This window comes from Micromonospora sp. WMMD729 (assembly GCF_049315225.1).
Classification (GTDB): Bacteria; Actinomycetota; Actinomycetes; order Mycobacteriales; family Micromonosporaceae; genus Micromonospora.
The window spans coordinates 6,345,445-6,359,740 of record NZ_CP186059.1; the positions used below are offsets into that span (position 1 = coordinate 6,345,445).

General features: G+C 73.0%; 14 protein-coding genes. 3 read left to right on the plus strand and 11 right to left on the minus strand.

Annotation, left to right across the window (positions count from 1 at the left end):
* The first annotated feature begins 113 nt into the window (after positions 1–113).
* Entirely contained in the window at positions 114–2,369 is a 2,256-nt protein-coding gene (locus ACN263_RS29280) for a hypothetical protein (protein WP_422737434.1), read from the plus strand.
* A 50-nt stretch (positions 2,370–2,419) separates the two neighbouring features.
* Here the strand turns inward: ACN263_RS29280 and ACN263_RS29285 are convergent, their stop codons facing one another.
* From ACN263_RS29285 to ACN263_RS29310, 6 genes are all read right to left on the minus strand, one after another.
* The gene (locus ACN263_RS29285) at positions 2,420–3,013 is read right to left on the minus strand and encodes a hypothetical protein (RefSeq protein WP_422737435.1); all 594 of its coding nucleotides are present in this window, start codon (positions 3,011–3,013) and stop codon (positions 2,420–2,422) included.
* 56 nt (positions 3,014–3,069) lie between these two features.
* Positions 3,070–4,536 carry a histidine kinase dimerization/phospho-acceptor domain-containing protein gene (locus tag ACN263_RS29290; protein ID WP_422737436.1) on the minus strand — a complete coding sequence of 489 codons (1,467 nt, stop codon included), beginning with the start codon at positions 4,534–4,536 and terminating at the stop codon, positions 3,070–3,072.
* On the minus strand, positions 4,529–5,221 hold the full coding sequence (locus ACN263_RS29295) for a response regulator (RefSeq protein WP_422737437.1): 693 nt from the start codon (positions 5,219–5,221) through the stop codon (positions 4,529–4,531). Before ACN263_RS29295 ends, ACN263_RS29290 begins: the two co-directional genes overlap by 8 nt.
* A gap of 68 nt (positions 5,222–5,289) precedes the next feature.
* Positions 5,290–5,802: a hypothetical protein gene (locus ACN263_RS29300; protein WP_422737438.1), complete on the minus strand. Its 513-nt coding sequence runs from the start codon at positions 5,800–5,802 to the stop codon at positions 5,290–5,292.
* 112 nt (positions 5,803–5,914) lie between these two features.
* Entirely contained in the window at positions 5,915–6,928 is a 1,014-nt protein-coding gene (locus ACN263_RS29305) for an aminoglycoside phosphotransferase family protein (protein WP_422737439.1), read from the minus strand.
* 87 nt (positions 6,929–7,015) lie between these two features.
* Entirely contained in the window at positions 7,016–8,188 is a 1,173-nt protein-coding gene (locus tag ACN263_RS29310; protein ID WP_422737440.1) for a thiolase family protein, read from the minus strand.
* An 80-nt stretch (positions 8,189–8,268) separates the two neighbouring features.
* On the opposite strand from ACN263_RS29310, the gene ACN263_RS29315 reads away from it, so the two are divergent.
* Complete coding sequence (locus tag ACN263_RS29315; protein ID WP_422737441.1) at positions 8,269–8,697, plus strand: PH domain-containing protein; 429 nt, start codon at positions 8,269–8,271, stop codon at positions 8,695–8,697.
* On the opposite strand, the gene ACN263_RS29320 is transcribed toward ACN263_RS29315, so the two are convergent.
* Positions 8,690–9,601: a rhomboid family intramembrane serine protease gene (locus tag ACN263_RS29320; RefSeq protein WP_422737442.1), complete on the minus strand. Its 912-nt coding sequence runs from the start codon at positions 9,599–9,601 to the stop codon at positions 8,690–8,692. The two genes, ACN263_RS29315 and ACN263_RS29320, sit on opposite strands and share 8 nt — an antisense overlap.
* A gap of 100 nt (positions 9,602–9,701) precedes the next feature.
* Entirely contained in the window at positions 9,702–10,232 is a 531-nt protein-coding gene (locus ACN263_RS29325) for a peptidylprolyl isomerase (protein ID WP_422737443.1), read from the minus strand.
* A gap of 84 nt (positions 10,233–10,316) precedes the next feature.
* On the opposite strand from ACN263_RS29325, the gene ACN263_RS29330 reads away from it, so the two are divergent.
* Positions 10,317–11,084 carry a hypothetical protein gene (locus ACN263_RS29330; protein ID WP_422737444.1) on the plus strand — a complete coding sequence of 256 codons (768 nt, stop codon included), beginning with the start codon at positions 10,317–10,319 and terminating at the stop codon, positions 11,082–11,084.
* Positions 11,085–11,172: 88 nt separating this feature from the next.
* Here ACN263_RS29330 and corA read toward each other — a convergent pair whose 3' ends face one another.
* The 3 genes from corA to ACN263_RS29345 form a co-directional block, all read right to left on the minus strand.
* On the minus strand, positions 11,173–12,321 hold the full coding sequence (gene corA / locus ACN263_RS29335) for a magnesium/cobalt transporter CorA (protein WP_422737445.1): 1,149 nt from the start codon (positions 12,319–12,321) through the stop codon (positions 11,173–11,175).
* A gap of 304 nt (positions 12,322–12,625) precedes the next feature.
* A complete protein-coding gene (locus tag ACN263_RS29340; protein ID WP_422737446.1) occupies positions 12,626–13,720 on the minus strand; it encodes a PLP-dependent aminotransferase family protein in 1,095 nt (364 codons plus the stop codon).
* A 106-nt stretch (positions 13,721–13,826) separates the two neighbouring features.
* The gene (locus ACN263_RS29345; RefSeq protein WP_422737447.1) at positions 13,827–14,285 is read right to left on the minus strand and encodes an ester cyclase; all 459 of its coding nucleotides are present in this window, start codon (positions 14,283–14,285) and stop codon (positions 13,827–13,829) included.
* Between the last annotated feature and the right edge of the window lie 11 nt (positions 14,286–14,296).

A 14,296-nucleotide genomic window follows, 5' to 3' on the forward strand; every position in this document is an offset into this window, starting at 1 on the left:
CGGTGGCGACAACACGTCGGGCATAGCCTAGCCTGGCTGGTCAGCCCAACGGCGGCCGCCACCGCCGGACAGCCGGCGTGGCGATTTCAGCCCGATGGTGTTTACTTCCCGCCATGTCGGCTGCCGGCTCCCTGTTCGCGGTGCTCCCCGCCGCCTCGGTGCTCCTGCTCACGATCGCGTCGACGCCGCGTGGGACGGCCGCGGTGGCCCCGACACGGCTCGCCGCGGTGCGCGCCGCCCTGCTCACCGGGGCGTACGCGGTGCTCGTGGTTGAGGTGCTCGGCGCGCTGCACGCGCTGACCCGGCCGGCGTTCGTCGCCTCCTGGCTGCTCTTCCTCCTTACCGCCGCGACGGCGGTGGCGCTGCGCCGACGTCGGGAGGTCCCGGCCGCCGGCCCGGCCGCCGCGACGCCGCGCCCGGTGCCGGTCGGCGCGGCGGTGACCGCCGCCGCCGGACCGGACACGCCCGCCCCGGCCGCCGACCACGACCTGGTGGGCGGGCGCGACGCCGCACCGACCCGGACCCAGGGAGTACGCGCCAGACTGCTCGCCCCGGCGGCCGAGAGGTGGCGCACGGCGGGTCGGGCCGAACGGCTGCTCGCCGGCGGCATCGGCGGCCTGGTGCTGGTGGAGTTGCTGATCGCGTTGCTGGCGGAGCCGAACAACTTCGACTCGCAGACGTACCACCTGCCGAAGGTCGAGCACTGGGTGGCTCAGGGCGACCTCGACTTCTGGCCCACCGCCATCCACCGGCAGGTGACCATCCCGCCCGGCGCCGAGTACCTGCTGCTGCACCTGCGCCTGCTGACCGGCGGTGACGCGCTCCACAACCTGGTGCAGTGGGCCGCCGGAGTGCTCTGCCTGCTGGTGGCTGCCCGCATCACCGCCCAGCTCGGCGGCGGCCGGCGAGCCCAGTTGATCACCGTGTTCGTGCTGGCCAGCACCCCGATGGTCGCACTTCAGGCGACCAGCACGCAGACCGACCTGGTGTGCGCGGCGTGGGTGGCCTGCGCGGCGACCCTCGCGCTGGACGGTCTGCGCCGCCGGACCGGCTGGGGAACCGTACTCGGTCTGGGGGCGGCCACCGGGTTGACCGCGGTGACCAAGACGAGTGGCCTGATCGCGGTGGGTCCGCTGCTGGTGCTCTGGGGCCTGGCCCAGCTCCGGCTGGCCCTGGCCGACCGGGCCTCCGCCGCCGAGGCCGCGGGGCGGGCGGCGCGCGTCGAACCGGCGGGTCGGGCGGCGACCGCCGAGGCGTCGGCCGGTCGGGTGCGGCCGGTGGCCCGGGTGGTCACCGGTTCGGTGCTGATCCTGGCGGTGGCGGCGCTTGTCGTCGGGCCGTTCCTGGCCCGGGTGACGGCCGAGTTCGGGCACCCGTTGGGGCCGCCCCGGCTGCGCGAGTCGATCCCGATGGAACGGCACGACCCGGCCTCGATCCTGGTCAACGCGCTGCGCATCGGGCACACGGCGTTCGACACGCCGCTCGCGCCGCTGCGGGCCGCCGGTGCGGACGCGATCATCGGCGGGGCGGAGGCGATCGGCGTCGACCCGCAGGACCGGGCGATCACCTTCGGCCGGGAGGTGTTCCCGGTGCCGGCCTGGTACCCGGACGAGGACCGGGTGGCGTTCCCGATCGCCGGGTCGCTGGCGCTGATCGGCGCGCTGGTCGCCCTCGTCCGTCCGCGCCGGATCGATCCCGCACAGGTCGGGCCACTGCGCGCGTACGCCGTGGTGGTGCTGGCCGCCGTGCTGCTGCACACCTCGATGATCAAGTGGCAGCCGTGGGGCAACCGGCTGATCCTCTACGCCCTGGTGCTCGCCGTCCCGCTCGCCGGCGTGTGGCTGGACGCGGTCCTGCGTCGTCACGCCGATCAGACGCCCGAGCCCGCCGAGCCGGGTCGGGGGCGGCGGTCGGTGGCCGCCGTGGCGACCGCCGTCGTGCTGGCCACCTCGGCGCTGGCCGGGGTGCTCGCGCTGTCGTACGGCTTTCCGCGCCGGCTGGTCGGCACCGGGTCGGTCTTCACCACCTCGGACTGGGACACCCGGTTCCTGCGCCGACCCGAGTGGGCCGACGAGTTCCGTTGGGCCGCGGCGGCGGTCCGCGACAGCGGCGCGCGGCGGATCGGCCTCGTCGAGCGGAACGACGACTGGGAGTACCCGTGGTGGCTGCTGCTGCGCCAGCCGGACGGCCGCTCACCGGAGCTGGTGTCGTTGCAGTCGGTCCTGCCGGAGCGCCCGCCCGCCGACCCGGCCTCGGTGGACGCGATCGTCTGCACCGGTAGCCGACCGACCTGCGCCAAGCTGGTCCCGGCCGGGTGGCGGTTGGAGTTCCGCGACTACGTCGGCTACGCCCTACCGCCGGGCCGCTGAAACGACGGCACGCGAGGGCCCCGCACGTACGACGTGCGGGGCCCTTCCGGTCACTTGTCGCGCGGGATGAGAATCAGCCGGGCGGCACCCTTGTCGCCGTCCTTGACCCCGGCGACGCCAAGCTTCGTGCCGACCTTGACCGCACTGGGCTGCACCGTCGTCCGCTTCTCGACGACACGCAGGTCGTCGCCGAAGGTCCACGTCATCGTGAAACCGTCGGTGGACTTGACGGTCATCGAGTCGCCGTCGACGGCGGTCACCTCACCGCGCTGGACGGCGACGGTCTGCGTGCCGTTCTCCTTGGTCTGCACCACCGCCTCGCCGTGCAGGGTGTTCTTACGCAGCAGCACGCGGGCCTGACGGCGCTTGCGCCACTCCTCGCCGCGCTTCTGCTTACCCTTCTCGGCGGCCGTGGGGGAGGGCTCGGGCGTCGCCGGGGCGGCGACGGTCTGCACGTCCAGGTCGGCGGCGTCGAAGCCCATCGCGGTCAACGCCTGACCCTCCACACCCATCGCGGCCGCGACCTCGACCGCCGCGTCCCGCGCGGGCTGGCTGGCCACCTCGGCCGCGCCGCACCCGCTGACGCCGAGCGCCACCGCCGCGAACAGTGCCGTGGTGCCGGTGACGAATCCCCAACGTGGCATGACTCTCCCTCTCGTCCGTGGAGCCCTCAGCCTTCCCGCCAAGGACGAGCGGACCGTCAGACCGATGTTCGGGTCCGGTAAGGATCCCCGGGCAGCCGGACCGTGAAGGCGGCCCCACCCTCGGGCGCGTGACCCGCGACGATCTCCCCGCCGAGCCGGCGGACCAGCCCGGCGGCCAGCGCCAACCCGAGCCCGCTGCCCACCTTGCGCACCCCCCGGTACCGCTCGTGCAGCGCCCCGCGCTCGAACGCCACCGCCAGGTCGTCGTCGGTGAAGCCGGGCCCGCCGTCGCGGACCTCCAGCACCCCGCCGGCCGCCGGGTCCGCGCCGACCGGCCGGACCGCGAGCACGATGGGCGCACCCGGGGGTACGACCCGCAGCGCGTTCTCCAGCAGCCCGTCCAGCACCTGCCGGATCCGACCCGGATCGGTGTACGCGGACACCGGCTGACCGGGCGCCTGGAGGCGGAACGGCACACCCACCGCGGCGCACCGGCCGGACCAGGTCGGTTCGGCGTCGGCGGCCAGCCGGGTCAGGTCGACGGGTACCGGTTCCAGCGGGAAGTCGGCTGCCTCCAACCGGGCCAACGCCAACAGGTCGCCGATCAGCCGGTCGAGGTGTTGGGCCTCGGCCAGCATGGTCCGACCGGTGTCGGCACTGCCGTCCCCGTCGATCACCCCGTCGGCCAACGCCTCGGCGTACCCCCGGATCGCGGTCAGCGGGGTGCGCAGCTCGTGCGACACGGACAGGAGGAACTCGCGCTGCCGACCCTCGCTGGTGGTCAGCGCGGCGGCCAGGCCGTTCAACGCCTCGGCCAGGTCGGCGACCTCGTCCGGCGGCTCGACCGGCACCCGTACCGCGCGATCCCCGGCGCGCAGTCGGGCTGCGGCGGTGGCCGCGACGCGGATCGGCCGGGCCAACCGGCGGGCCAGCAGGAGACCGGCCACCACGCCGGCGGCCAGCCCGGCGAGCAGCGGCAGCCAGAGGCTGAGCAGCACCTGCGCCCACAGCCCGTTCGACGTGGCGCGGGAGAGCACCACCCCGTTGCCACCAGGCAGCGCGCGGCCCTCCACCAGCGCGCGGTGGCCGTTGACCGGCCGACGGGCCGACACGTTGCGGCCCTGCCCGATCCGCTGCACCACGCGCGGCGGCAGACCCGGCCGGTCGACGGTCCCGCGCCGGATCAGGTACGCGTCGATGCCCTGGGCACGGAGCTGCTGGATGAGCTTCTCCTCGTCGGCGGCGCGTCCCCGGTCCAGCCGGGTCCGCAGCACCTCGGCGGCGAGTCGCGCCTGGGCGGCGAGGGCGTCCTGGTCGCGTCGCTCCGCGCCCCGGATCGCCAGCGGCACGGCGACGATCGCCGTGACGAGCACCGACACCAGTGCCACCGCGCAGGTGACCAGCACCGCGCGGGCGGTCAGGGTCCGGCCGAGCCGGCGACGCCGGGGGGTGGTCGGCGGTCGGTCGCCGAGCACCGGCAGCGCCATGGTCGGCGACTCGACGCGCGCCGGCTGCTCAGGCATCGACCGCGTACCCCACGCCGCGGTGAGTACGGATGACGCTGGCCGGGCCGAGCTTCGCGCGTACCTGGGCGACGTGCACGTCCACCGTCCGGGTGCCGGCGTGTGCCGCGTACCCCCAGACTCCGGCCAGCAGCTCCTCGCGGGTGAAGACCCGTCCCGGCCGGGCCATGAGATGGGCCAGCAGGTCGAACTCGGTCGAGGTGAGCTGCACCGGTACGCCGCCGGCGGTGACCGTCCGGCGGGCCGGGTCGAGGGTCACCGGGCCGACGACGCGCGGACGTTCCGCGCCCTCCGGGCCACCAGCGGTGCGGCGCAGCACGGCGCGTACCCGGGCGACCAGCTCGCGTGGGCTGAACGGTTTCGTCACGTAGTCGTCGGCGCCCAGTTCCAGCCCGACGATCCGGTCGACCTCGTCGTCGCGGGCGGTGAGGAAGATGACCGGCGTCCAGTCGCCGGCCTCGCGCAACCGTCGGCAGATCTCGGTGCCCGGCAGGCCGGGCAGGGCGATGTCCAGGACGCAGGCCACCGGGCGCAGCCGGCGGGCGGCGTTCAGGCCGGCCTCACCGTCGCGTTCCAGGTGGACGCCGAACCCGTCGCGGCCCAGGTAGAGCCGGACCAGGTCGGCGATAGCCGGCTCATCCTCGACCACGAGGACGAGCCCGCGGTGCGGCGGTTCCAGAGTCACCGGCCCATGATTGCCGACCCGGTGGCCCGGCGCGATCGCTGCGTGTTCGAGTTCGGTAAAGGCAGTCGTCAGCGTGCGACGGCGGGGCGGAACACGCTGGGCCGTACGGCGGCGGGCTGGTCGCCGATGGTGGCCAGGACCCGTTCGCGGGGTGCCCGCAGGCGGGTCCGGAAGGCGTGGTTGAGCAGCGCGTCGAGCTGCCACACCTGCTTCGGGTGGGCGGTACGGATGAGGAACCGCTCGCGGATCCCGTCGATCGCGGTCGCGGCCAGCTCGACCGAGTGCAGCCGCGGGTCGGGGCTCCAGGTGACGTTGCTCAGCTCGCGCAGTTCGGTGTTGAGGTGCAGGCGGAGCCGGTGCAGGAGTCGGGTCTGCTGGGTGACCACCAGTCGGCGGTGGGTGAGCAGCAACAGGTAGTCGCCGGTGACCGGGCGGTCGGGGCGGCTGCAACGGGTGACCAGGATGGTCGCGTCACCGGAGCCGACGCAGCGGCGGAACACCGGCATGTGCCGGCTCACGGTCTGCACGGCGAGGCCGGCCTCGGTGGCGGCCGGGAGGAACGTTCGGGAGAAGACGTCCATGACCTGCCCAACGACGCCCCCGGCGGGGTGACGTGGGTCACGGCGGAATTTTGGAAGTTCCACGCCGGCCCGTCGCACTGCGTGTCCGATTTCCGACCCGGACGGATGCCGGTCAGCTTTCCGGCTGAAGTGGGCTGGCGGCGAACAGCTCGGCCAGCCACCCGGGCACCGCCTCGGCGTACTCCGCGCGGGCCGGGTCGGTCGTGTCCAGGGCCCGCCGCCAGGAGAGCGACCGGCTCACCGCGCCCAGGTTCATCGCCAGATCGGCGGCCTCGACGAGGACGCGGCGGTCGTACCGGTCGGTCCACGCCTCCAGATACGCGTCGCGCAACCGGGCCAGGCCGGCGTCGTCCGCCGACAACGCGGTGGCGTACCGGATGGAACGCAGCGTCACCAGCAGCGTGCCGAACGGGTGCGCCACCGAGGCGTCCCCCCAGTCGAAGTAGCGGTACCCGGTCGGACCGGCGAAGACATTGCCGTCGTGCAGGTCGTCATGCTGCACGGTGGCCTCGATACCGAGGTCCGCGAGCCGACGGCACCGCTGCGCGTACGCCGGAAGCTCGGCCCGCAACCGCTCGTGCGTCTCGACGGTCAGCCCGCCCTCCGCACCGACGCGCAGCGACCCGGCATCGTCGAGCAGGTCGGCGAGCAGCCCGGCCAACACCTCCGGACGGTGGTCCGGCACGCCGAGGGCGACAAGTTCGTCGACGTGCGGCGCGGTGGCGAGTTGCAGTGCCGCGTACCCGGGCAGGGCCCGCTCCCAGTGCGTCAGGTCGGGATCGCGGCCCAGCACGTCGCGCAGCGACTCCCCGCCGTCGGGAAGCAGCGACCAGCCCCGCTCCCGGTCCACCCCGATCGGGGTCAGCACCCGCTCGGGCGTCAGCGTGGCCAGCGTCGCGAGCAGGACCGCCTCGTGTGTGGTGCCGGAGTTGTTGGCCTTGAACCAGACCGGCCCGTCGTCGGTCGGCACCCGCCAGACCAGCGACCACGGCCGGACCCGGGACTCGACCGGCCCGGTGACCCGTCGGCCGGTGCCGGCGAGCTGCTCGTCGATCCAGGACCGGGCCTGCCGCTGCCACGCTTCGCTGGACCAGTCGGAGGTGGGCGCACCGGCGATCGTCGTCACGATGGGCACCCTAGGCGGCGTGCCCGGCCCGGGGCGAGACCATTTTCCGCCCGGCGCTCGCGGGCCGAGCGGCCGCCGCGTCGACGGTCAGACCAACTCGACGATCGTCGCGTTGGCCATGCCGCCGCCCTCACACATGGTCTGCAGGCCGTAGCGGATTCCGTTGTCCCGCATGTGCGCCAGCATCGTCGTCATGATCCGCGCGCCGGAGCCACCGAGCGGGTGCCCGAGGGCGATCGCCCCACCGCGCGGGTTCAGCCGCTCCGGGTCCGCCTCGGTCTCCGCCAGCCAGGCGAGCGGTACGGGGGCGAACGCCTCGTTCACCTCGTACACCCCGATCTCCTCGATGCCCAGCCCCGCGCGGCGCAGCGCCTTCGCGGTGGCCGGGATGGGCGCGGTGAGCATGGTGACCGGATCGTCGGCGGCGACCACGGCGGTGTGGATGCGGGCCAGCGGGCGCAGGCCGTGTCGGCTGGCCCAGTCGGACGTGGTCACGGCGAGCGCGGCGGCGCCGTCGGAGATCTGCGACGCGGACCCGGCGGTGACCACGCCGTCGGTGCGGAACGGGGTGGGCAGTTCGGCGAGCCGGTCCAGCGAGGTGTCCCGGCGGATGCCCTCGTCGGCCGCGAACGTGCCGCCGTCGTCGAGGGGTACCGCGGCCAGCTCCGGGTCGAACGCCCCGGCGTCCTGCACGGCGGCGGCCTTCTCGTGGCTGGCGAGGGCGAACTCGTCGAGCTGGGTACGGGAGAAGCGCCAGCGTCGCGCGATCAACTCGGCGCCGACGCCCTGGTTGAAGGGGAGCGGCGCGTCGTCGGCGAAGCCCTCCACGCCCCGGTAGCGGGCGCGGAGCTGGTCGCTGAACGGCATGCCGTCCGCCACGCTGGAACCCATCGGCACCCGGGTCATCGACTCGACGCCGCCGGCGACCACCAGGTCGGCCTGGCCGGAGAGCACGGTCGCGGCGGCGAAGTGCAGAGCCTGCTGGCTGGAGCCGCACTGCCGGTCCAACGTGGTGCCCGGTACCGCCTCCGGCCAACCGGCGGCGAGGACGGCGTTGCGGGCGATGTTCCACGACTGCTCGCCGACCTGGGACACGCAGCCCCAGAAGACGTCGTCGACCTGCGCCGGGTCCAGGCCGGTGCGCTCGGCGAGGGCGCGCAGCACGTGCGCCGACAGGTCGACCGGGTGGACCCCGGAGAGGCTGCCCTTGCGCCGCCCGACCGGGGTGCGTACCGCGCCGACGATGACCGCGTCACTCATCTTTACTCCCCGGTAACTTGGCTCGTCCCGATCCTACGTCGTCGGTGGACCGGTCGTTCGTCCCCGGGCATGCTGGGCGGGTGGATGACATCACCGGATCCCGGCAGTGGCGGGTGCCGTCGAGCCTGCCGGCGGCGAAATTGGCCGGTGCCGTTCTGCTGATCGCCCTCGGCCTGCTCTTCGCCGACGGCGACCCGGTGCGGGTGGTCGTGGCCGGGGTGGCCGCCGCCGCGCTGGCCGCCTGGGCGGTACGTGACCTGATCGCGCCGGTTCGGCTGGCTGTTGATCCGACCGGGCTCCGCGTCATCCACGGGTTCGCCGGCCACCGGCTGCTGCCCTGGACGGCTGTCGAGGCGATCACCGTGGACCGACGACCGCGGTTGGGGCTGACGTCCGAGGTCCTGGAGATCGACGCCGGCGACTCGCTGCACCTCTTCGGCCGGTTCGATCTGGGCGCCACCCCGGAGGAGGTGGCCGGGGCGCTGCGGGCGGCCCGCCCGGTCAGCTGAGCAGTTGCGCGGTACGGAAGATCACCAGGGCGAGCAGGATCAGCAGGATGATCGCGGTGCCGGCGACCTGCACCGGCGTGCGCCGGGCGGGTGGCGCGTACGCCAGCACCAGCGCGATCGCCGCGCCGAACACCAGACCGCCGAGGTGCCCGGGGATCGAGATGCCCGGCACGGTCAGCGTGAACACCAGGTTGATCACCAGGACGGGCAGCACCTGGGAGACGTCCCGGCCGAGCTTGCGGCCGACGATGATCAGCGCGGCGAACAGGCCGAAGACGGCGGTGGAGGCACCAGCGGTGGCCGCGTTCTGGGCGCTGAACAGGTAGGCCGCCACGTTGCCGCCGAGGCCGGCGATCAGATACAGCGCGCCGAAGCGCAGCGGCCCGAGGTTGACCTCCAACGAACGGCCGAGAATCCACAGCGCCCACATGTTGAGCAGCAGGTGGATCACGCCGTAGTGCAGGAACATCGCGGTGACCAGGCGGTACCACTGGCCCTCGGCGACACCGCCGAGCGTGCCGTCCGGCAGGACCGCCAGCCCGATCACCGAACCCCAGTTGGTGAGCGGGGTGCCGCTGCCCATCAGCCCGCCGAGGCCGGAACCGCCCACCAACGCGTCACCCGTGCGGGCGGAGGCGACGGAGAGCAGGAAGAACAGCACGTTCAGGGCGATGAGCGCCTTGGTGACGTAGCCGTGCCGGCCGGCGGCACCGCCACCGAAGGCGGTACGCGCCGGCCGGACACTACGACGACCCTCGTTGACGCACTCCGGGCACTGGTGCCCGACGGACGCCTCTCGCATGCACTCCGGACAGATCGGCCGGTCACAGCGGGTGCACCGGATGTAGGTCTCCCGACCGGGGTGCCGGTAGCAGACCGGGGTGGTCGGCGGGGACTCGCTCACCGGGTCGACCCTCCATCCGCCACCGCGCGACCCACCGACGCCGGCCGGCGCGGTGCTCCGGAGCGCTCAATCATGCGAGCAAAGGTACCTCGCGGTTTCGTCAGGCAGCAGACCGCTCGATCTCGACCCGCTCGATGACGACGTCCTGCAGCGGACGGTCGCTCGGACCGGTCGGGGTGTTCGCGATCGAGTCGACGACCTTCACCGACTCCTCGTCGGCGACCTGGCCGAAGATGGTGTGCCGGTTGTTGAGGTGCGGCGTCGGGGACACGGTGATGAAGAACTGCGAACCGTTGGTGCCCGGTCCGGCGTTCGCCATCGCCAGCAGGTACGGACGGTCGAACCGCAGGTCCGGGTGGAACTCGTCGGCGAACTTGTAGCCCGGCCCGCCCCGACCGGTGCCGGTCGGGTCGCCCATCTGGACCATGAAACCGCTGATCACACGGTGCGAAATGGTGCCGTCGTAGTACGGCCCGTTGCCCGGCTGGCCGGTGCGCGGGTCGGTGTACTCACGGTTGCCCTCGGCCAGGTCGACGAAGTTGCGGACGGTCTTCGGCGCGTGGTTCGGGAAGAGCTCCAGCCGGATCGGGCCAGCGTTGGTGTGCAGGGTGGCGTAGACAGCCTCGGCCACGGGTACTCCTCACTCGTTGGTCAGTTCCATGCGGATCCTCCCATGTGCCCGATCTGGCATCGCGGAGGCATCCGAAGGTGGAGGATGACGAAGGAACAACTCCCAGGAGGTAGGACCGTGTTTGGAATCGGGCGGCGTCAGTCCCAGGGCCAGCTCGCCAAGGCAGAGCTGAACCAGAGCATCAGCCACCTGATGCAGGCAGCCAACCACGCCGCCAAGGGCGCCGGCGCTTCGGTCGGCCCGCGGGTCCAGGCGGCCCGGGGCTACGTCGGGCCGGCCGCGGTGAAGGTGCGCGACCGCGCGTCGACCGGTTGGGGGACGACACTCACCACGCTGGCACCGCTGGCCGCGGCGGCCCGTGACGGCGCCGCGCAGGCAGGGCCGCTGACCAGGAAGGCCAAGTCGAAGACCATGCGGATCACGGGGAAGAAGAAGCAGCCGCGCCGTCGCGGTTCGAAGATGACCGGCCTGCTGGCCGCGGGCGCCATCGCCGGCCTGGTCGGCGCGGTCGCCCTGCGCCGCCGGCGCGAGCAGCAGGAGTGGGCGGAGTACGACCCGACCCGCACCCTGGAGCCGATGCGCAACGAGGTCGACTCGATCGAGGTGCGCACCCCGGCCGCGACCAAGGGGTCCGACGGGTCGGCCATCTCCGGGATGACCGGCGCGGGCAGCTCGGCGGTGGCCGGCGGCGACAGCGCCAGCACCACCGCTGCGGCCAAGCCGACCGCTGTCCGCCCGACCGACAAGGTGCCGTCGGTCGCCGAGGGCGCCAAGGACGTGTCGGGACGCCCGACCGACGACCTCACCAAGGCGCTGGGCAAGGACACCGCCCGTACCAACGGTCGCCGCTGACCCCCGACATCAGCGCGACGAGCGCCGGCACGCGGGCTTGCCCCCGCGCGCCGGCGCTCCGCGCGTCGACGTCCGCCGCGCGGGCCGGTCAGAGCCAGCCGTTGCGGCGGAACCAGCGGTAGAGGGCCAGCGAGACGGCGAGCATGAGGGCCAGAGCCACCGGATAGCCGTACGTCATCTTCAGCTCGGGCATGTTCTCGAAGTTCATGCCCTCCACACCGGCGATTGACGTCCAGACCGCGGCGATGGCCGCCCACGCGGCGATCTTGCGCATGTCGTTGTTCTGGTCGACGGTGACCTGCGCCAGCCGCGCCTGGAGGATCGAGTTCAGCAGGTCGTCGTACGAGTTCACCTGCTCGACGGTGCGGCTCAGGTGGTCCTGCACGTCCCGGAAGTACTTGCGGATCTCCTTGGGCACGTCCCGGTTGACCTGCGAGGTCACGTTCATCAGCGGACGCTGCAACGGAATCACCGCGCGCTTGAACTCCACCAGCTCCCGCTTCATCTGGTAGATCCGCTGGATGCGCCCGTGGCTGTTGCGGTCGAAGACCTCGGCCTCCAACTGGTCCAGGTCGTCCTCGAGCTGCTCGGCCACCTCCAGGTAGAGGTCGACCACCCGGTCGGTCACCCCGTACGCCACCGCCCACGGGCCCTGGAGCAGCAACTCCTGCTTGGTCTCCAGGTCGGCGCGGACCGGGGAGAGCCGGCAGGCGTCCCCGTGCCGGACACTGATCAGGAAGTTCGGGCCGATGAAGAGCATCACCTGACCGGTCTCGACGACCTCGGAGGTCTCGGTCAGCTCGGTGTGCTCGCAGTAGCGGGCGGTACGCAGCACCAGGAAGCTGACGTCGCCGAAGCGCTCCAGCTTGGGCCGCTGCTCGGCCTTCACGGCGTCCTCGACGGCCAGCTCGTGCAGGCCGTACGTCTCCGCGATGGCGGTCATCTCGGCCAGCTCGGGCTGGTGCAGCCCGATCCAGACGAAGCCGTGCTCCTCGCGGCGGGCGGCCGCCAGGGCCTCGGCGTACGTCCAGTCGCCGGGCTGCCGCTTGCCGTCGACGTAGAGCGCGCAGTCGACCACTCCGCTGCGCCCGGTGCCGGTGGATGCCGGGGTGGGTGGTGAACCGTCGGCGTTGAGCATCCGGGTCATCGCCCGGACCGGGGACGGCCACGCTCGGGGTCGCAGCACCCGGGATGTGTTCGACGGCACCGTCCGGCCCCGCTCTGCCCGATCCGTCATCACGACACCTCCCCGCGCTCGCCTGCGGCTTGCAGGCTACGCCGATGGTGGACATCGGCAGGTGTGACGGCGGTCGCGGGTGCGGCGCCGGGCGGGCCGGGCCGCATCGGGGGGTGAAGGGACGACACGGCCCACCCGGCGCCCGTGGGGGCGGGGGTTGTGCTGCACGCGTGACCCGGGGCGGCCGGGGGTGATCCCCACTACACCCGTCGGATGACGCTCGCAGCATTGTGGGCCGCCGGCCGCCCGCTGGGGAGACCTGGGACGGCCGGCATCGCCATTTTGTCGGAAACCCGACAGATTATCAGCTTCGGCTGGCCTCGACGGCCTCCGCGAGCCGACGTACGCCCTCGTCGATCCGGTCGGCGGTCACCGCCGAGAAGGCCAGCCGGAGGGCGTGCCGCCCGCCGTCGAGGACGAAGTCGCTGCCCTTGACGACGGCGACCCCACGCTCGGCCGCCGCCGGGGCGAGCCGGTCCACCAGCACGTCCTCGGGGAACTCCACCCACAGGAAGTAGCCGCCGTCGGGCTCGACGAACCGGGCCTGCGGCAGGTGCCGACGCAGCGACTCGGCCAGCACCCGGGCGCGCTCGCCCAGCGCCGCCCGGACCGTCTCGATCGAGCGGTCGATGTCGCCGGAGACGCAGAACTGGTGCACGATCGCCTGCGACACCATGCCGGGCGAGATGTAGAGGCTCGTCGCGTTCTTGGCGATGTCGGCGATCAGATCCGCCGGGCCGACCAGGTAGCCGACGCGTACGCCCGGGCAGACCGTCTTGGTGAAGCTCGACGCGTGCACGACGACGTTGCGGGTGTCCAGCGAGAGCATCGACGGCAGCGCCTCGCCCCGGAAGCGGATGTCCGCGTACGGGTCGTCCTCGAAGATCGTGAAGTGGTACTCGGCGGCCAGGTCGAGCAGCTCACGGCGCTTCTCCAGCGACAGCGTCACGCCGGCCGGGTTCTGGTAGTTCGGGATGACGTGCGCCAGCCGGGGGCGCACCCCGGACTCCAGCAGCTTGCGCAGCTCGGCGGTGTCCAGACCGTCCGGCTGGACCGTGACGCCGTGCAACTCGCTGCCCATCCGCTGAAGGTTGAGCAGGGTGCGGTCGTACGTCGGACGCTCGACGACCACCGCGTCCCCGGGACGGATCAGGTGGTCGAAGAGGAACGCGTCGGCCTGCAACGACCCGTTGGTGACCAGCACCTGGTCGGCCGCGACGCCGTGCTTCTCGGCGATCCACTTGCGCAGCGGAACGTAGCCGACGGAGGTGCCGTACGCCGTGACCCCCGCGGGATCGGCGTCGAAGGCGCGTACGGCGGCGGCCTTGAGCCCTTCGACATCGACGATGTCCAGCGAGGGGGCCCCACGGGCAAAGGAGATCAGCTGCTCGGCGGTCATGGATATTGAGCGTACGGGCGGCGGCCGGGGACGCGCCGACGGCACGGCGATGTCCGCATCCTGAGCCACCGGGACGGGTGACGTGGCGGGACCGGTCGGCGACAGATCAGACCGGAAGTGCCAGCGAGTCGTGCTGCGCCGCCCGGGAGAGACCGTCAAACTGCACGCCGAGCGAGTCGAGGAGCTGACTCCAGTCGAAGTAGGAGCGCCACGCCACGATCCGTCCCCGGCGCACCCGTACCACGTCGGCGACCTCCCAACTCACCGACCGGCCGGTCGGCGCGACGGTGCCGTACGGCGAGTGCAGGGTGCCGGTGTGGGTGCCGCTGAGGCGCAGCTCCACGGCCGCGCCGCCGGACGTACGCACCGAGCCCAGCGGGTCGACCCGCAGGTCCGGAAAGGCACCCGTCCAGGTACGCAGCAGCGCGGGCAGCTCGATCGGCCGGACCGTGACCCCCGGCATGGCGTAGAACGCCTCCGGGGCGTACAGGTCCGGCAGGCGGGCCACGTCCCGCCGCAGGAGCATCGCGTACTGCTGCTCGACCAGGCGCTCCGCGTCACGCATCGGGCCCTCCC